The organism is Ensifer sp. Root423 (genome assembly GCF_001426275.1).
GTDB classification, from domain to species: Bacteria; Pseudomonadota; Alphaproteobacteria; order Rhizobiales; family Rhizobiaceae; genus Ensifer; species Ensifer adhaerens.
This window is the reverse complement of sequence record NZ_LMEG01000002.1, coordinates 117,605-136,126: the sequence shown is the minus strand read 5'-3', so window position 1 is coordinate 136,126 and position 18,522 is coordinate 117,605. Positions and strand designations below refer to the sequence as shown.

Genomic DNA, 18,522 nt, shown 5'->3' with positions numbered 1-18,522 from the left:
GCTAGAGGCTCCGATAGATGGCGTCGCGAAGATCGTCCGGAAAGCGTCCGTTCATGCCCTCAAAAGCGGTGTTGGTGAGCGCAACGACTGTCAGACCGCGGGCCGGGTCGATGAACCACTTGTGCCCGTAGGCGCCGTCCCATTGCAGCGTGCCGCGCGACTGCGGTGTTCCCGCCATCTCGGGTTCGACAAGCACGGCGCCGCCGAAACCGAACTCCCACCCGGCGCCGGCGGCCAATCCGCCCGTCCTTGCCTGAATGTCGAACATCGAGCGGGTGCTGGCGGCGTCGAGCACCGGCGAGTGTCCGGTCCTGAGGCTTTCGAGAAGGCGGATCACGTCGCCTGCCGTGCCTGCCATGCCAGCACCGCCGGAGGGAAAGGCCCGCGGGTTCAGGATCCGGCCGGGCGAGAGGCGCACGGGATTGCCGAAGAAGGGGACCGCGTCATCGCCAATGAGCCGCCGTGGCCGCGGCGAGGCATCGCCATAGTGGACCACGAGCCTGCGTTTATCGGTCACGGAAAAGGCGGTGTGGTTCATCCCCATCGGGCGTGTGACGAGTGCTGCGATCGCCTCCGGCAGCTTTGATCCCGTCGCCTCTTCGATAACGGCGCCAAGCACGTCGAGGCTCATCGAATAGCCCCAGCCGTGTCCGGGCGGATAGGACAACGGAATGGCGGTGAGCTTGCCGATGAGGGCGGTGAGATCATCGTCGGTGTCGTCGAGGCCGCTGCTGATGGCGTGCCGGCGATAAGGGCCGTCGCCTCGCTCCATGAACACGTAGCTCAAACCGGCACTGTGCGTCAGGAGTTGGCGGAGGGTTATCCGAGGCTCGCTGCCGTCCGGCAGCTGCGGCCTGAACGCGGGAAGCCATTCCGACACGATATCGTCGAGACCGATGGTGCCCCTTTGCACCAGGTTGAGAGCGGCGACCGTGACGATCGGCTTTGCGACCGAGGAGAGCAGGAAGATGCTGTCCTCGGTCATCGGCCGGTCGGTCTCGCGGTCCGCAAGCCCGGCGGCATGTCGGTAGCCGGGCTCGCCGTCGATAAGGATCTCGACGACTGTGCCGACGATGCGCTGTTCATCCAGGGCTTCCGCGATCACCCGGTCGAGTTCGGCCTTCAGCCGCGTTCTGCGCTCCGATCTTCCTTGTCTTGTCGCATCCATGATCGTCTCCTGTGCTTCTCGAAACTGCGGCCCGGTCGACGCTTCAGGGCGAAATTCGGGCTCCCGGACAAAGGCAAAGCCCGTTCGCAACGAAAGTCGATCGTCTGTTCCCGTATGGGAGGCATACGCGCCTGCACGAGGCAGCCGTCGTCGTCCGGCGCTAAAAACGGTGCGACAACGTCAGATGGAGTCGGGTTGATGAACACAAACAATCTGGGATTTGCAGGCAAAGTCGCCTTAGTCGCAGGCGCCAGCAAGGGTATCGGCGCGGCCACCGCCCGCGCCTTTGCGCAGGCCGGCGCATCCGTTGTCCTTCTTTCCCGCTCGCAGCCGGCGGTCGAGGCGTTGGCGGTTTCCATCCGCCAGGCGGGCGGCGACGCACTGGCGATCGCTGCCGATGTCGGCGACGAGAGTGCCATGAAGCAGGCGCTTGCAAGTGTGATGCAGCACTATGGCCGGCTCGACGCCGCCTTCAACAATGCGACGGATGGAACCATGCCGGCCCCGCTTGCCGATCTCGACATCGAAGGGTTCGATCGCGGCATCCGCACCAACATTCGCGGCACCTTTCTCGGCATGCGTTACCAGATCGAGGCGATGGCGAGGGGCGGTGGCGGTGCGATCGTCAACATGGCGTCGGTTGCCGGCATCAACGGCACCTCCGGGCTTTCCGCCTATGTCAGTGCGAAGGCCGGGATCATCGGGCTGAGCAAGGCTGCGGCGCTGGACTATGCCGACCAGGGCATCCGGATCAATGTCGTTGCGCCCGGGCCGATCCGCACCCACCATCTCGAGGCCGCCGGCGCGGACATCCAGCGGCACGCAGCACTTTCGACGCCGATGCGCCGGCTTGGCCGGATGGAGGAGGTGGCCGCAAGTGTCCTCTGGCTCTGTTCCGATGCGGCGAGTTACATCACCGGCGTGGTGCTGCCGATCGACGGGGGCATGACGGCGGGCACGAAAGTGCCTATGGATTACCGTCGAGGCGAGCCGCCTCGGCCGGCTGAACCCTGAGGTGCCTGTGGACTGGGAAGAACTCCATCTTGTTCAGCACTTGGTCCGCCACGGCTCGCTGAGTGCAGCGGCCCGTGCGATGGGCACCACGCAACCGACGCTCAGCCGTCGCCTCGAGGCTTTTGAGCAGAAGACGCGCAAAACGCTGTTCGAGCGGCAACCGGGCGGCCTCGTGCCGACCGCCGTGTGCCTCTCCATCCTTTCTGCGCTCGAGCACATGGAGGCGAACGCGCTTGCGGTGGAGCGGCGCCTTGCGGTGCAGGACGACGCACTTGAAGGCACCATCACCGTGACCAGCCTCGACTGGATCGGAGACTACCTCCTGGCGCCGATCCTGACCAAGTTTGCAGCAATGCATCCCGGCGTCAGCATTCACCTTTTGAACGATGGCCGGCGCTTCAACCTGTCCCGACGGGACGCGGACATCGCCTTGCGTTTCGGCAGTTTCGACCAAAACGATATCGTCGAGCGCAAGGTTGCCGATGTCGCCTACGGCCTGTTTGCAACAGAGGCCTACCTTGATCGTTTCGGCCATCCGGATGTTGCGGGCGAAGGCAGGAACCAGACGATTGTCGAGCTGGTGGAGGTGCCTGTGCGGGTATCGCTCTCGACCTGGCTGAAAGATCTTTTGCCGGAGGCGAGAGTGCTGCTGCGCACGAATTCGATCCGCTCGCAATTGAGTGCGGTTGAGACCGGACAGGCACTTGCCACGCTGCCGCACTTTATCGCCGCCGGCCGGAATGGCCTTGTGGCCCTTGACCTCGGCGTTGCCGCGCCGGTTCTGCCGCTGAAGCTCGGTGTTCACCCGGAATTACGTGAATTGCCGCGGGTGCGAAAGCTCATGGATTTTGCCGTATCGCAGTTCGCGCCCCTGCGGGTGAGCCTCAACCCGTCAGGCTGAAGTGCCGGCGGACCAAGGCGCGACGCGTTTGCTGGGCACTGCAACGAATGCGCGAAATTTTCTTGGCTGTCGATGTCGGGAGATGACGACGTCATGCGTCTTAATCTCGAAGGCGGTGCTCAACCGCGCTGACAACAAGGAGATTGAGAATGTTTCGTACCGCTTTGATCGCTGGCGCCCTGCTCATGTCCGGCACTGCCTTTGCCGAGGCTGAGACCGTCGAAGTCAACGGCATGAAGATGTATTACGAGGTCTCGGGCGAGGGCGAGCCGCTGGTCGTGCTGCACGGCGCCTACATGAACATTCCCTCGATGGGCGCGATCATCCCGAAGCTGGCCGAGACCCACAAGGTCTATGCAATCGAGTTCCAGGGCCATGGCCACACCACCGATATCGAACGCCCGATCACCTATCCGAACCTCGCGGACGACGTCGCCGCCTTCATGGATGCGGTGAAGCTGGAGAAGGCCGATGTCTTCGGCTACTCAATGGGTGCGGCTGCCGGCCTGCAGCTGGCGATCCGCCATCCGGACAAGGTGAACAAGCTAGCCGCCGCGTCCGTCGGATACGATGCCGAGGGCTGGCAGCCGGAATTCAAAGCATTCATCCCGCAGATGACTGTCGAGATGTTCGTCGGCATGCCCTTTTCCGAAGACTACCGCAAGCTCGCTGCCAATCCGGATGGGTTTCCCGATCTGGTCAAGAAGCTGATCCAGCTCGAAAAAGAACCGATGGCCTGGGAGCCGGATGTCAAGGCACTGAAGACCCCGGTTCTCGTCATCGCCGGCGATGCCGATGTGGCGACGTTGGAGCACACGGTGGCACTGTTCCGCCTGCTTGGTGGCGGCGCCATGGGCGACATGGGAAAGCCGCTATCGCCTTCGCGGCTCGCGATCCTGCCGGCGACGTCGCACACCGCCGTCATCAACCAGACGGAACTGTTGGAGGCTTTCATCGAGCCCTTTCTGAAGGGTGAGACACCGAAGGGCATGTTCCCGTGACAACGACGAACGGCGCCATCTTCGCAGATGGCGCCGCCCTCCTATGGTGGATAGCTTCTAGCGCAGGCGCCTGCCGTCTGCGTCGAACACCAGAGCGGCTGTGGGTTCGAAACGGGCGGCGATGCTATCGCCGGACTTCAGGCCGCGGCCGTTTTTTGTTTCGATGATGATCAGTTCGCCGTCGCCGTGCCGGGCATAGGCAAAGGTCTCGCCGCCCAGATGCTCCAGCATGTCGATCGTCAAATCGAGGCTCGCCGAGCCGCTGTCGCCGAAATGCTCGGGGCGAATGCCGATGGTCACGGTGCTGCCGGGCGTTACGTCCTTGACCGCAATCGGCAGCGTCGCATTGCCGAAATCCGCCAGGCGGACATGTTTCTCCCCGCCCGCGTTTGTTTCGACGATCCCCTTCAAAAAGTTCATCTTCGGCGAACCGATGAAACCGGCGACGAAGAGATTGGCCGGATCGTCGTAGAGGTCGAGCGGCGAGCCGACCTGCTCGACCACGCCGCCGCGCATGACGACGATCTTGTCGGCAAGCGTCATCGCCTCGACCTGATCGTGGGTGACGTAGATGATTGTCGTTGCAAGCTTCTTGTGTAGCCTGGCGATCTCGATACGCATGTGCACGCGCAGTTCCGCATCGAGGTTCGACAGCGGCTCGTCGAAGAGAAAGATCTTCGGGTGCCGCACGATCGCGCGGCCGATCGCCACGCGCTGGCGCTGGCCGCCCGAAAGCTGTTTTGGCTTGCGGTCGAGCAGCGGCCCGAGTTCCAGGATGTTCGCGGCTTCGCCGACGCGTTGTGCGATCTCGGCCTTCGGCACGCCGGCAAATCGCAGCGCGAAACCCATGTTCTCCCGAACCGTCATATGCGGGTAGAGCGCATAGGACTGGAACACCATGGCGATGCCGCGTTTCGACGGATCGACATCGTTCATGCGCTCGCCGCCGATCGTGAGATCACCTGACGTGATCTCCTCCAGTCCGGCGATCATCCGAAGCAGGGTCGACTTGCCGCAGCCGGATGGCCCGACGAAGACGACGAACTCACCGGTCTTGATGTCGAGGTCTACACCCTTGATGACCTCGAAGTTGCCATAGGACTTTCTGACGTGCTTAAGTTGGAGTTCGCTCATGCAGCCGCCGCCTCGTCCGACACTGCCGAAAGCTCCAGCCTTACGGTTCCAAGCCGCGTCGAGGTCACCGCGACGGCGACGCCGCCGGCAGCACCCGTCGTTTCCAGCCAGAAGCCGGTCGAACCGCCCTGGAAGATCAGGCGATCGGGGCCGAGCAGGCGGGCAGGGCCGGTGACTGTCACGTCGACCGCGTCATTGAGGAAGGGCAGGATGTTGCCGGCCTGATCGAGCGCGCGCACGATCACCCGCACGCTGTCGCGCCCTTCGGCCCGAAGCGCCGTGCTGTCGGGGACGACTTCTAGCGCCGTCGGCACCGGATCGGCGACCATGCGGAGGTTGGCGACGGGCTCGCCGTCGATAAAGCCGGTGAAGGCTGCGTCATCCCACTTCATGCCCCAGACGCCGAGTTCGTCCTTGGTGAAGTGGCGATGGTCGATGACGACGGGCGGGTGCGGCAGATGCGGGAAGTTCTCGCGGTCGGGGCCGACGCGCTTGACGAGCGATCCGTATTTCAGCTCGACCTCGTCGCAGTTGGTGAGCACGATCAAGGGCAGCACGCCGCCGATGTTGCGCTCGCCGCGTGCCCAGAAGGTGACCGGCTTCATCACCACGCCCTCCGACGGTTCGCATTGGCTGGCATAGACATAGGCCGCGAATTTCGGCTGGCGGAACATGTCCATGACACCGTGATAGCAGATCCGGTCGCCGGAGCCGAAGTCCTTGTGGGTGTTGTAGTCGAACATGCACCAGCCGACGGCGCCTGAAATGCTTGGGTCGCCATAGGCCGCGTTCAGCACTTCCAGGTGCCGGCGCACATGCTCTGCCTGCCGTTGCTCCTGGTCGTAGATCTTCGTCGGAAACATGTGGCCGCCGAATTCGGTGATGAGATAGGGCACCTTGCGGGTGAGCCCGGTGCATTCCTGCTGCGGACGCAGCGCCGTGCGCGGGCGGTTTGCGCCCGGCAGTTCCTCGTTGCCGAGGATAAAGTCGTTCATGGTGTAGACGTCTTCGAGGTATTCGCTGTCGGTAATGTAGCGCACGCCGCCGGTCTGGCGCGTGGGGTCGAGTTCGCGTGCGAGCCGGTTGGTCTCGACGTAGAAATCATGCGAGTCCTGGGATTCGTTGATGCGTACGCCCCAGATGATGATCGACGGGTGGTTCCAGTCGCGCTCGATCATGCGGCGGACGTTTTGGATCGCCTCCTGTTTCCAGCCCTCGCCGCCGATATGCTGCCAGCCGGGGATTTCCTCGAAGACGAGCAGGCCGATGCGGTCGCAATGGTCGAGGAACCACTTGGATTGCGGATAATGCGAGGTGCGCACGAGGTTGCAATGCAGCGTGTTCTTCAGGATCTCGGCATCGCGCTCCTGCGCCGTGCGGCCCATGGCGTAGCCGACATAGGGGAAAGCCTGATGGCGGTTGAGGCCGCGGATTTTCAGCGGCCGTCCGTTGAGCTTGAAACCATCCGTGGTGAACTCGGCGGTGCGGAAGCCGAAGCGTGACGACAGCCGGTCGCTGCCGCGATCGCTGCGCAGCTGCGCTTCCACTTCATAGAGAACGGGGCTGTCGATATCCCAGAGCGAGAGGCCCTTCAGGCCCGTGATCTCAAGGGTGACGCTCTCGCCGCGGCTTTCACCGGCTGCTTCCGCCAGCACCCCGTTCGCGTCCTTGAGGAGTGCCGTGACCGTGCCGGCAAAGTTGACGCCTTGCGGATTGCCGAGATCGCAGCGGATCGAGACGGACTTGGCATCGCTGAGCGCATCGCGGGTTTCGATCTTGAGATTGGCGATCGAAACGGCATCGGTGACCTTCAGCCAGACGTCGCGATAGATGCCGGCATAGGTGAGATAGTCGATGCGGCCGCCGAAGGGCGGGATCTCAGGGTTTTCGCTGCCGTCGATCTTGACCGTGATCAGGTTGTCGCCTTCCCGCAGCTTATCCGTCAGTCTTGCTTCAAAGGGCGTGTAACCGTCCTTGTGGGCGATGATCTCCTCGCCGTTGAGATAGACGACGGCGTCGGCCATGGCGGCGTCGAACACGACCGAGACCTCGCGGCCGTGGAACTCCCGACGCCAGGTAAGCACCTTCTGATAGGTGAAGGCGCGCTGATAGGATGCCTCGTCGAAATAGTTGAACGGCAATTCCACCGCATTGTGCGGCAGGCTGACCGATTTGCCTGCCTGCAGCCGGCCAGCGCTTGCCGCATCGAAGCCTTCGGAGAAAGTCCAGGTATCGTTGAAAGAGGTAACAGAACGCATGATCATTCCTATTTGACTGAGCCCAGCATTCCCTGGACGAATTGGCGTTGCATGAAGAAGAAGACGGCGAGGGTGGGAAGTGTCGCGAGAATGGTGCCGACCATGACGACGCCGTAGTCGGGGTAGTAGGCGGAAGCGAGCGAGGAGATGACCAGCGTGATCGTCTTCTGCTCGTTCGACTGCAGCACGATCAGCGGCCAGAGATAGTTGTTCCACGCCGTCATGAAGACGATGATGAAGGCCGCCGCATAGGTCGAGCGCATGACCGGCACATAGATGAACAGGAAGATCTGCCATTCCTTGAGCCCGTCGACCTTTGCGGCGTCCCGCAGTTCCGACGGGAAGGCCTTGGTGGTCTGGCGGAAATAGAAGACGACGAAGGCAGAGCCGATGGTCGGCAGCACGACAGCGAGGTGCGTGTTGATCAGCCCCGCCTTGCCCATCATGATGAACAGCGGGATCATCAGCGCGGCAAACGGGATCATCATCGTCAACAGAAGGGCGCTGTAGATCCTATCGCGGTGGCGCGAGCGGAACATCTCGAAGCCGTAGCCAGCCAACGACGACACGGCGAGCGTCAGCACCGTCGCGAGAATGGCGATCTTGGCCGAATTCCAGAAGACCAGCGGTGCGTTCACCTGGGTGAAGAAAGTGGCGATGTTGGTGGCAAGCGCGCTGCCCGGCATCATCCTGCCCTTGATGATGTCGATCGAAGAATTGGTCGCGCCGAGCAGCATCCAGACGAAGGGAAAGATCGAGAGAAAGGCCATCAGCCCGACGAAGCCGTAGGTGACGATGGTGCCGACGATACGTGTGGTTCCGTTGTTCATCGGTCGCGCTCCCGTGCCGCGAAGAATTGCAGGCAGGCGAGCAGGGCGACGAGCACCACGATCACATAGGACACCGTCGCCGCGTAGCCGAAATTCGGCATGAAGCGGAAGGTCAGGTTGTAGATATAGAGCGACAGGGTCAGCGTGGCGTTGGACGGTCCGCCCTTGCCTTCGGTGAGGTTATAGACCTCGTCGAAGAGCTGGATCGTGCCGATCGTCGAGATGATCGTCGTGAACAGAATGACGGGCTTCAACAGCGGGATAGTGATGTGGGTGAAACGCGCCCAGGCAGGCACGCCGTCTATCCGCGCGACCTCGTAGATCGACTTGTCGATGTTCTGCATCGCCGCGAGATAGAAGATCATGTTGTAGCCGGTCCAGCGCCAGGTGATGGCGAGGATGACGAGCACCTTCGCCCAGAAGGGATGGGTCAGCCACGGGATCGGCGAGGCGATGAGGCCGATCGCCTCGAGCGTCGAGTTGACGATCCCGTCGAGCGCGAACATGCCCTTGAACAGCACCGAATAAGCAACCAGCGAGGTGACGCAGGGCAGGAAGATGGCGGTGCGGAAGAAGCCGCGGCCGACGAGTTTCGGATTGTTGAGCAGCGACGCAAGGATCAGCGCCAGCAGGATCATGATCGGCACCTGCACGACGAAATAGGTCAGCGTGTTCGTCAGTGCCTTGATGAAGACCGGATCGTTCCAGAGGCGGACGATGTTCGAAAAGCCGGCGAATTTCAGCATCATGCCGCGGCCGGACTGGAACGACATCCACAGCGACCAGACGATCGGATAGATCATGAAAAGGGCGATCAGCCCGAGTGCCGGCGCGACGAAGAGCCAGCCATTGACGTTGTAATATCGGCCGATGCCGCCGCGACGCGCGAGAGCCATCATCATCCCCATGGATAGCAGGAGCCGTTGGCCGCGGCGTGTTTACCGCGGCCAGGAGCAATGCAGATAATCGCCGCGGCGATTACTGGACCTGTGCGCTGACCTCGGCGTCGATCGCCTTCAGGATGTCGTCGACGGGCGTTCCCTGCTGCAGTGCCGGAAGCTGTGCGGTAACGGCCGTGTCTGCCTCGTTGGTGAAGACGCCGTAGTTGACCGAGGGAACCTTCGCGAGCCAGTCGGAGAAGTTCTGCCAGACCTTTTCGCCACCGAAGAAGGCATCGGCCTCGCCATAGGCGGCCCCGCCGCGGGCAGCGAGCAGTGAGCCGACGGCGCCGCGGTCCGTAAGGATCGTCTGGTAGAAGTCGACGTCCTTGGCGTAGACCTCGTTCAGGAAGTCGATCGCTTCGGCCTTCTCGGCTGAGCTTTCAAGCACGTACCAGCTCGAGCCGCCGAGGTTCGAGGCGTGCGTCGCGCCGTCGATCGAAAGCGCCGGGATCGGCGCCACGCCCCATTTGCCCGACTGGTCCGGCTGCGCCTTGACGGTGCCGGTGATCCAGACGCCGGTGATGACGGTGGCGACATCGCCGGACGTGAAGGTGCCGACCCAGTCGGCCCAGCCGGCGGCAGGCTTGTAGATGTTGGCGGCCATGATCTTGCCGACCGTCTCAAGCGACGCCTTCAGCGCCGCGTTGCCGGTGATGTTCGTCTTGCCTTCCTTGTCGAAATACCATTGCCCGGCCGATTGCATGATGATGCGCACGAGCCCGGCGTCGGTCGGGTCGAGACCCATCATCTTCTTGCCGGTCTTGGCTTCGACCTGCTTTCCGATCTCGATGAAGCGATCCCAGGTGATGCCTTGCATGTCCTGCGCCTTGAAGCCCGCCTGCTCCAGATAGTCCTTGCGGTAGTAGAGACCGGTGACGCCGGAATCGAATGGCATGCCGTAGACCTGGCCATCCAGCGTCATCAGCTCGACCTTGTAGGGAGCGAAGCCTGAGTAATCGACGGTGCCGGAGAGCGGCGCGAAGGCTCCGGGGAAGGACTGCAGATATTTCTGCGCGCCGTAGTCCTCGATGAGAACGATATCCGGCAGGGCGTCTGCGGTGCCGGACGAGAGGCCGGTCTGCAGTTTCTGCTCGACGTCGGCCTTGGCGAAATCGACGATGTTGAAGGTCACGTCCGGGTGCGTCTTGGTGTAGCGCGCGCCGGCCTCCTTCATGATCGCGACGTTGAAGTTCGGATCCCAGCACCAGATGGTGATTTCCTTGGCCTCGGCGGCCGTGACGGCCAAGAAGCTGGCGCCTGCAAGCGCGATGGCGGCAAAGCGCGGCAGATAGGTACGCGTGTCCATAGTTTCTCCTCCCTCGAAATTCGTTCCCCGAGACGTTCCTCCTGGTCTCGGCGCGGAGTATTTCGCAAAATTCTGGAGAAGGCAATATTTCAGTAAATTTTTACCACGCGTTTTTTACCGACCGTTTTACGCACCAGGAACGGCGGCTCTCGCCATCGTGCTGCCGCGCCAGACCATCTCGGTTCCGAGGATCACCTTCTTGGCCACGTCTCGCCCGGTCAGCCGCTCGACCAGGAGGTCAACGGCGGTCTCGCCGATCACTTCGGCGGGGATCTTCACCGTCGAAAGCGGCGGCCCGAGAAACTGGGCGACAGGAATGTCGTTGAAACTCGCCACGGCAACATCGTCGGGGATCCGCAGGCCCATTTCGTGAATCGCGCGGTAAGCGCCGATCGCCATATTGTCGTTGCAGGTGACGAGGATCTTGGGCGGATTGGGCTTCGACAGCATCGCCTTGGCGAGCGTATAGCCGCTATCGGGCGTCAGCTTTTCGACCATGCAGAGTTCGGGATCGTAGAGGCCGGCCTTCGTCATCCATTGTATGAAGGCGCGGCAGCGACGCTCCGAATGGATGTCGTCCTTGTCTCTGAAAGCGTCGATCCAGCCGAGAAAGCCGATGCGGCGGTAGCCCATGCCGTAAACGCCGTCGAGCAGGCGGTTCATCGCGATCGAGACGTCGCTCATCACGCTGTCGTCGACGTCATCGTCGGGGGCAAAGTCCGCAAAGACCAGATGGCGGCTGTGCCGGCGCAGCCAATGGACCTCTTCGCCATAGTGGTGGCCGACGGCGACGACGCCGCTGGCGCCCTGCAGGATCGCGGCCTCCGGCAGGTTGCCGTTGTGGAAGACCTTGACCACCTCGATCTTCAGCGCCTGACAGCGGTTTTCGATGCCGAGCCGGACGCCGACATAATAGGGGTCGATCAGTTCCTGGGCGGGCTGAAGGAAATGCACCAGCGCGAATTTCAGGCCCTGCATTGCCCCGGCGCCGCGGCCGCGGTTGCGCGGGGTGGCGTAATTCAGCGCCTCGGCCGTTTCGATGATCGCCTGTCGCTTCTTGGTGGAGATCGAGAGGGTCGGATCGTAATTCAGCACCCGAGAAACAGTCGCCGAAGAGACCCCGACAGCCGAAGCGATTTCCTTGATTGTTACCATGTCCAACGTCCCGCCCGCCGCCGCGGCCCTCCTTTCGGGCGCGGCGCAATTTTTATTTAGTAAAATTTTGCCTGGGGTTTTTCAATCGCTGGGCGTCTTATTTCGTTCATGGAACGGGACGCAACCGCGCGTGGTCACGCCGCGCGGCCGATTGCCAAGGCCTGCGCTTGCAGTTCGTCGGAAAGAAACGCCCAAAGAGCCGAGACCGGGCGGGACGCCAGACCCTGATCGTCGGCGGCGAAAAGCCCAAGCTCGATCACCGGGGCAGGGGGCAGACCCTCTTCACCGCCGAGAACCCGCATCGTGTTGGTACGGATGTTGAGATCGAGGAGAACGGCTATGCCGAGGCCCGCCTCGATCATCGACTGGATGGAAGACAGGCTGGCGCTCGTCAGCACCGTGCGCCAGGGGCGATCCCCGCCCTTCAGCGCCTCGATCATCTTCTGCCGCCAGGTGCAGACGCCGTCGAAGGTGATGAGTGGCAGAGGCCCTTCCGCCGGCACCTCGAAACCGCGCGCCGCAACCCATCGGAGCGGCAGTCGCCAGGTAAGGATCGCCTCGCCGTGGATCAGCGCCGGGTCGCCGATCGCGACATCGAGCCGGCCCTGCGACAGCTTCTCCGACAACACGGTGCTTTCGGTCACCGTCAGTTCGAGCGCGACATTCGGATGGCATTCGGCAAACCGTTGCAACGCTTTTGGTAGCGAGCCGACCGCGATATCCTCGATCATGCCGAAGCGGATCGGTCCCTGGACGGCCTGCCCGGCAAGCGCCCGCCGGGCGCCGGCGCTCAGGCCCAACATCTTCTGCGCATAGGGCAGCAGCACATGCCCGGCTTCGGTCAGGTCCATGCCCCTTGCATTGCGGTTCAGGAGCTTGGCGCCGAGATCGTCCTCCAGCCGGCGCAACTGCATGCTGACGGCCGCTTGCGTCCTGGCCAGCCGCTGCGCAGCGCCGCTGACGCTGCCGCATTCGGCGGTCACGACGAAGGCGCGCAACAGGGCGATATCCAGATCATGCATATAACGATCCCTTATGAAGGTATCACAATTATTAGCGTTCCTTATTGTGCCGGGATTGTTATGTCTGTTCAAGCCCAAGGGGAGAACGGACATGGCGGAAACAGAGACGACAGCGGATAGCGCGTGGAGCGAACCGGGTGCGACGGACGACACCAACGGGCGCGTCACGCTTGCCATCGTCTTCTGCCTTCTCTCGATGTCGAGCGTGCAGTTTGGCGCAGCCCTTTCGAAGCCCGCCATGGAAAGCGTCGGAGCCTTTGGCGCAACCTGGCTGCGGCTATCCTGGGCGGCGGCCTTCCTGCTCATCCTCGTCCGCCCGCCTTTTCTCCGCTACACCCGAGCGCAATGGATTTCCGCGCTTTCGCTCGGCGCGACGATGGCGGTGATGACGCTCTGCTTCTTCGCGGCGATCGCCCGCATTCCCCTCGGCCTTGCCGTGGCGATCGAGTTTCTCGGTCCTCTGACGGTCGCTGCCGTTTTTGGCGGCCGTGGCTGGCGCCTGCTTTGTCCCGTTATCGCTGCGGCCGGCGTGCTCTGCCTCTCCTGGGACGGTTCCTCCTGGGTCGCAGATACGCGCGGGCTTCTGTTCGCCTTCGGTGCGGCGATCGGTTGGGGCGGCTACATCATCCTGATGAAGCAGGCTGGCCAACGCTTCAAGGGACTGGAAGGGCTCGCCGTTTCGCTGCTTTTTGCCGCGCTCTTTGCGACTCCGTTCGGCCTGTCTCAGGTGCAGTCCGGCTTCTCCTTCGACATGCTCTTGATGACGGCCGGGCTTGCCATCCTGGTGCCGCTGCTGCCTTATGCGCTCGAATTCATGGCGCTGCGGCGCATGCAGCCATCGGCCTTCGGCATCCTGATGAGCCTGGAGCCGGCGATCGGCGCGGGTGCCGGCTTCATCGTGCTGGGTCAGGCGCTTTCCCTCAACCAGATCTTCGGCGTGGCCCTCGTCATGCTCGCGAGCGCCGCCGGAACCTTGCTGGCGAAAGCCTAGAGCGCAGCAGCCAGGCTGTTTTGCCTGCCATCGGCTTTCTGAAACTCGCAGTTGGGGGCTGGCGCTTCAGCCCGCCGCGCCAACCTCTCCAAAAAAATAGGCGCGTTGCGCACGACAGGCGAGATGTGCCCGTTTACAAAAGTAATATTATATGATTTTTTCTCGATGGCTGCGTGGAGGCAGCTTTCTTTGGGAGGAAATCATGAAAATCGCCAAGGCACTTGCGAGTGCAACGATCCTTGCTGCCTGCACGTTTGGCAGCGCATCCGCGGCCGATCTGGTCGTCGGCTTTTCGCAGATCGGCTCGGAGTCCGGCTGGCGCGCCGCCGAGACGACACTGACCAAGCAGCAGGCCGAACAGCGCGGCATCGACCTCAAATTTGCTGACGCACAGCAGAAGCAGGAAAACCAGATCAAGGCGATCCGCTCCTTCATCGCGCAAGGGGTGAATGCCATCCTCGTGGCGCCAGTGGTTGCAACCGGCTGGGACGAAGTGCTGCAGGAAGCCAAGGACGCGGAAATTCCGGTCATCCTGCTCGACCGCACGGTCGATTCGTCGAATGAGCTTTACCTGACGGCCGTCACGTCCGACCTCGTGCATGAGGGCAATGTTGCCGGCAAATGGTTGGTCGACACGACCGCGGGCAAGCCCTGCAACGTCGTCGAGCTTCAGGGCACGACCGGCTCCTCGCCGGCGATCGACCGCAAGAAGGGATTTGAACAGGCGCTATCCGGCCACGACAACCTGAAGATCATCCGCAGCCAGACCGGTGACTTCACCCGCACCAAGGGCAAGGAAGTCATGGAGAGCTTCCTCAAAGCTGAGGACGGCGGCAAGAACATCTGCGCGCTCTACGCCCACAACGACGACATGGCCGTCGGCGCCATCCAGGCAATCAAGGAAGCCGGCCTGAAGCCGGGCAAGGACATCCTTGTCGTGTCGATCGATGCCGTTCCGGACATCTTCCAGGCGATGGCAGCCGGCGAAGCCAATGCCACGGTCGAGCTGACGCCGAACATGGCCGGTCCCGCATTCGATGCGCTTGCCGCCTTCCAGAAGGACGGCACCGCGCCGCCGAAGTGGATCCAGACGGAATCGAAGCTCTACACGCAAGCCGACGAGCCGCTGAAGGTCTACGAGGAAAAGAAGGGCCTCGGCTACTGACGTCGGCCGTGGCCCGCGCTGCTTCTCGCGCGGGCCACGCTCTTTCCCAAGTTTCCGTCTGAAGAGCACAGCTTGCCGCAGCTAGGCGCTGTGCTTCTCGTCAGTAGATACCAGCATCGCGGAGACGGTATCGATGCAGACCAATGACCACATTCTCCAGGCGATCCGGATCGAAAAGACTTTTCCGGGGACCAGAGCCCTCGACAAGGTCGATTTTCACCTCAGGCGCGGAGAGGTTCATGCGCTGCTTGGCGAAAACGGTGCCGGCAAGTCGACCCTGATCAAATGCCTGACCGGCGCCTATCGTCGCGACGGCGGCGCCATCCTGCTCGACGATGCCGAGGTTGATCCGCGCGACACCTTCGAAGCCCAGGCGCTCGGCATCGGCACGGTCTATCAGGAGGTCAACCTGCTGCCGAACCTGACGGTTGCCGAGAACCTCTTCCTCGGGCGCCAGCCGCGCCGCTTCGGCATGGTCGACGCCCGTGCCATGAATCGGCGGGCTCGGGATCTGCTTGCCGATTATGAACTCGACATCGACGTCACCCGCGATCTCGCCAGCTATTCGGTGGCGATCCAGCAGGTGGTCGCCATTGCCCGCGCCGTCGATCTCTCCGGCAAGGTGCTGATCCTCGACGAGCCGACGGCGAGCCTCGATGCGCATGAGGTGGCGATGCTGTTCCGCATTATCCGGCGCCTCAAGGCACGCGGGCTCGGCATTGTATTCGTCACCCACTTTCTCGAACAGGTCTATGAGATTTCCGACCGGATTACCGTGCTTAGGAACGGGCAGCTCGTCGGAACGCGTGAAACCGCCAATCTCGATCGCCGCGAGCTGATTGCGATGATGATCGGCCGCGAGCTGGCGGCGGAAATCCACGCGCCGCGCGCCGAGGCCCAGCAAGGGCCGTTGCGCTACCGCTTCCGAAACTACGGCCGCAAGGGGCGCGTCCGACCCTTCGACCTCGATGTCCGGGCCGGCGAAGTGGTCGGCATGGCCGGCCTGCTCGGCTCCGGACGGACGGAGACCGCCGAGCTTCTCTTCGGCGCCCATCGCGCTGACAGCGGCGGGGCCGAGATCGATGGTCGTGCGGTCGACCTTGCGTCGCCGCGCGCTGCCATTCGCCATCGCTTCGGCTTCTGCCCGGAGGATCGCAAGACTTCGGGCATTATCGGCGATCTCTCGGTGCGCGAAAACATCGTGCTGGCGCTGCAGGCCCGCCGAGGCTGGACGCGGCCGATCTCGCGGGCGGAGCAGAACCGGCTGGCGGACCACTATATCCGCGCGCTCGATATCCGCACCGCCGATCGGGAGAAGCCGATCAAGCTTCTGTCCGGCGGCAACCAGCAGAAAGCGATCCTCGCGCGCTGGCTCGCGACCGAGCCCGAATTCCTGATCCTCGACGAGCCGACGCGCGGCATCGATGTCGGCGCCCATGCGGAAATCGTCAAGCTGATCGAGGCGCTGCGCGAGAAGGGCCTGTCGCTGATCGTCGTCTCCTCGGAGATCGAGGAACTGGTCGCTTACAGCACCCGGGTCATCGTGCTTCGCGACCGCGCCCATGTCGCCGAACTCGACGGCAGCCGCATCACTGCCAGTGAGATCGTCGAAGCGATCGCCGCAACCAATGAAAGGAGGACGTCGTGACGTCGTTCCTCAGGCTCTATTTCAACCGGTTGCTGCCGCAGCTGATTGCGCTCGGCATAATCGTCGCGGCGGTATCACTGGTGTTTCCCGGCTTCCTCAACCTGCAGATCCAGAATGGCCGCCTCTATGGCAGCCTCATCGATATCCTCAATCGCGGCGCGCCGGTGGTGCTTTTGGCAATCGGCATGACGGTCGTCATCGCCACCAAGGGCATCGACCTCTCGGTTGGCGCGGTCATGGCGATCTGCGGCGCAACGGCCGCCGCGGCGATCACGTCGGGACACTCGCTCGCCGCGACGCTGCTGATCACGCTTGGCGTCGGTATCCTTTGCGGTCTCTGGAACGGGGTGCTGGTCGCGGTGCTCGACATCCAGCCGATCATCGCGACGCTGGTGTTGATGGTCGCCGGTCGCGGCGTCGCCCAGCTCATCACCGAGGGGGCGATCCTGACCTTCAACGACCCCGGCCTCGTCTTCATCGGCAGCGGTTCCTTTGCCGGCCTGCCGATGCCGGTGGTGATCTGGTTGATATTCGGCATATTGACTGCGCTGCTCGTAAGGCGGACGGCGCTCGGCATGCTGATCGAGGCGATCGGTGTCAATCGCCAGGCGAGCACGCTGTCCGGGGTGCTGACGCCTGTGCTGTTGATCGCCGCCTATGTGCTTTCCGGTCTCTGCGCTGCCATCGCCGGCATTATCGCCGCCGCTGACATCCGCGGTGCGGATGCCAACAATGCCGGTCTGTGGCTGGAGCTCGATGCCATCCTTGCGGTCGTCGTCGGCGGCACGTCGCTGCTCGGCGGCCGCTTCAGCATCGCGGCATCGGTGCTCGGCGCGATCATCATCCAGGCGATCAACACCGGCATTCTTCTCTCCGGCTTCCCGCCAGAGTTCAACCTGATCATCAAGGCCGCGATCATCGTCTTCATCCTGGTGCTTCAGTCGCCGCGCTTCCGCACGGCCTTTGCCTTCCTCGTGCCGGCGCGCGGTGCGAGAAACCCGAGCGAGCGAGCCGCAAAATGAAGCCGAAATATCTTCCGCTCACGGCAACGCTCGTGATCTTCCTGCTCGGCTACGCGCTTTGCGTGGCGCAATATCCGAACATGCTGTCGACGCGTGTCATCGGCAACCTTCTGACGGACAACGCCTTCCTCGGCATTGCCGCTGTCGGCATGACCTTCGTCATCATCTCCGGCGGCATCGATCTTTCGATCGGCTCGGTGATCGCCTTTACCGGCGTGTTTCTCGCCGTCGTGCTGGAACACACGAGCATCCACCCGCTCATTGCCTTCGCGATGGTTCTGGCGATCGCGACGCTCTTCGGCGCCGCGATGGGGGCGATCATCCACTATCTGGAAATGCCGCCCTTCATCGTCACGCTGGCGGGCATGTTCTTGGCGCGGGGCATGGCCTTCGTGTTGTCGATCGACAGCATTCCGATCAAGCATCCCTTCTACGCGACCTTGAAGGCGCTGTACTTCAAGCTGCCGGGCGGCGGGCGCATCACCCTGATTGGCGGCCTGATGTTGCTCGTCTTCGCGATCGGTATCCTGATCGCGCACCGCACACGCTTCGGCACCAATGTCTATGCGCTCGGCGGCGGCACGGCGACGGCGCGACTGATGGGCGTGCCGGTTGCGGCGACGACGATCCGCATCTATGCGCTCTCGGGCCTGCTTGCGGGATTGTCCGGCATCGTCTTTTCGCTCTACACCTCGGCCGGCTATTCCCTTGCCGCCGTCGGCGTCGAGCTCGACGCCATCACCGCGGTCGTCATCGGGGGCACGCTTTTGACCGGTGGTTCGGGCTTCGTTGCCGGCACGCTGGTAGGCATCCTCATTCAAGGGTTGATCCAGACCTACATCACCTTTGACGGATCGCTGTCGAGCTGGTGGACGAAGATTCTGATCGGCCTTCTGCTCTTTGCTTTTATCCTGCTGCAGAAGGGCATCATCTTCGTTTCGCGCCAGCGCCAGCAGCGGGCGTGAG

16 protein-coding genes are annotated in these 18,522 nt (G+C 62.8%); 8 read left to right on the top strand and 8 right to left on the bottom strand.

Annotated features, from left to right (window positions below):
• Nucleotide 1 precedes the first annotated feature (1 nt).
• A complete protein-coding gene (locus ASD01_RS04555) occupies nt 2–1,168 on the bottom strand; it encodes a serine hydrolase domain-containing protein (RefSeq protein WP_060643642.1) in 1,167 nt (388 codons plus the stop codon).
• Nucleotides 1,169–1,366: 198 nt separating this feature from the next.
• Between ASD01_RS04555 and ASD01_RS04550 the strand changes: the two genes are divergently transcribed.
• The 3 genes from ASD01_RS04550 (at nt 1,367) to ASD01_RS04540 (ending at nt 4,084) form a co-directional block, all read left to right on the top strand.
• Entirely contained in the window at nt 1,367–2,182 is an 816-nt protein-coding gene (locus ASD01_RS04550) for an SDR family NAD(P)-dependent oxidoreductase (RefSeq protein WP_060643598.1), read from the top strand.
• A 1-nt stretch (nt 2,183) separates the two neighbouring features.
• Entirely contained in the window at nt 2,184–3,083 is a 900-nt protein-coding gene (locus ASD01_RS04545) for a LysR family transcriptional regulator (RefSeq protein ID WP_082584559.1), read from the top strand.
• Nucleotides 3,084–3,232: 149 nt separating this feature from the next.
• Nucleotides 3,233–4,084 (top strand): alpha/beta fold hydrolase, encoded by an 852-nt coding sequence (locus tag ASD01_RS04540; protein WP_060643596.1) that lies wholly within the window; start codon nt 3,233–3,235, stop codon nt 4,082–4,084.
• Between the two features lie 57 nt (nt 4,085–4,141).
• On the opposite strand, the gene ASD01_RS04535 is transcribed toward ASD01_RS04540, so the two are convergent.
• The 7 genes from ASD01_RS04535 to ASD01_RS04505 form a co-directional block, all read right to left on the bottom strand.
• Nucleotides 4,142–5,218 (bottom strand): ABC transporter ATP-binding protein, encoded by a 1,077-nt coding sequence (locus ASD01_RS04535; RefSeq protein ID WP_034789608.1) that lies wholly within the window; start codon nt 5,216–5,218, stop codon nt 4,142–4,144.
• Complete coding sequence (locus ASD01_RS04530; RefSeq protein ID WP_060643641.1) at nt 5,215–7,476, bottom strand: glycoside hydrolase family 2 protein; 2,262 nt, start codon at nt 7,474–7,476, stop codon at nt 5,215–5,217. The genes ASD01_RS04535 and ASD01_RS04530 overlap by 4 nt, the downstream gene beginning before the upstream one ends.
• Nucleotides 7,477–7,484: 8 nt before the next feature.
• Complete coding sequence (locus ASD01_RS04525) at nt 7,485–8,306, bottom strand: carbohydrate ABC transporter permease (RefSeq protein WP_051659165.1); 822 nt, start codon at nt 8,304–8,306, stop codon at nt 7,485–7,487.
• A complete protein-coding gene (locus tag ASD01_RS04520; protein ID WP_060519380.1) occupies nt 8,303–9,202 on the bottom strand; it encodes a carbohydrate ABC transporter permease in 900 nt (299 codons plus the stop codon). The genes ASD01_RS04525 and ASD01_RS04520 overlap by 4 nt, the downstream gene beginning before the upstream one ends.
• Nucleotides 9,203–9,284: 82 nt before the next feature.
• Complete coding sequence (locus ASD01_RS04515; RefSeq protein WP_060643595.1) at nt 9,285–10,553, bottom strand: ABC transporter substrate-binding protein; 1,269 nt, start codon at nt 10,551–10,553, stop codon at nt 9,285–9,287.
• A gap of 126 nt (nt 10,554–10,679) precedes the next feature.
• Nucleotides 10,680–11,708 carry a LacI family DNA-binding transcriptional regulator gene (locus ASD01_RS04510; RefSeq protein WP_060643594.1) on the bottom strand — a complete coding sequence of 343 codons (1,029 nt, stop codon included), beginning with the start codon at nt 11,706–11,708 and terminating at the stop codon, nt 10,680–10,682.
• Between the two features lie 134 nt (nt 11,709–11,842).
• Nucleotides 11,843–12,730, bottom strand: coding sequence for a LysR family transcriptional regulator (locus ASD01_RS04505; RefSeq protein ID WP_060643593.1), 888 nt, complete (start codon nt 12,728–12,730; stop codon nt 11,843–11,845).
• 91 nt (nt 12,731–12,821) lie between these two features.
• On the opposite strand from ASD01_RS04505, the gene ASD01_RS04500 reads away from it, so the two are divergent.
• From ASD01_RS04500 to yjfF, 5 genes are all read left to right on the top strand, one after another.
• Complete coding sequence (locus tag ASD01_RS04500) at nt 12,822–13,721, top strand: EamA family transporter (protein WP_060643592.1); 900 nt, start codon at nt 12,822–12,824, stop codon at nt 13,719–13,721.
• A gap of 202 nt (nt 13,722–13,923) precedes the next feature.
• Nucleotides 13,924–14,886: a galactofuranose ABC transporter, galactofuranose-binding protein YtfQ gene (gene ytfQ, locus ASD01_RS04495; protein WP_034789595.1), complete on the top strand. Its 963-nt coding sequence runs from the start codon at nt 13,924–13,926 to the stop codon at nt 14,884–14,886.
• Nucleotides 14,887–15,019: 133 nt separating this feature from the next.
• On the top strand, nt 15,020–16,534 hold the full coding sequence (gene ytfR / locus ASD01_RS04490; protein ID WP_060643591.1) for a galactofuranose ABC transporter, ATP-binding protein YtfR: 1,515 nt from the start codon (nt 15,020–15,022) through the stop codon (nt 16,532–16,534).
• A complete protein-coding gene (locus ASD01_RS04485; RefSeq protein ID WP_060519347.1) occupies nt 16,531–17,556 on the top strand; it encodes an ABC transporter permease in 1,026 nt (341 codons plus the stop codon). The genes ytfR and ASD01_RS04485 overlap by 4 nt, the downstream gene beginning before the upstream one ends.
• Entirely contained in the window at nt 17,553–18,521 is a 969-nt protein-coding gene (gene yjfF / locus ASD01_RS04480) for a galactofuranose ABC transporter, permease protein YjfF (RefSeq protein ID WP_034789588.1), read from the top strand. Before ASD01_RS04485 ends, yjfF begins: the two co-directional genes overlap by 4 nt.
• The last annotated feature ends 1 nt before the right edge of the window (nt 18,522 follow it).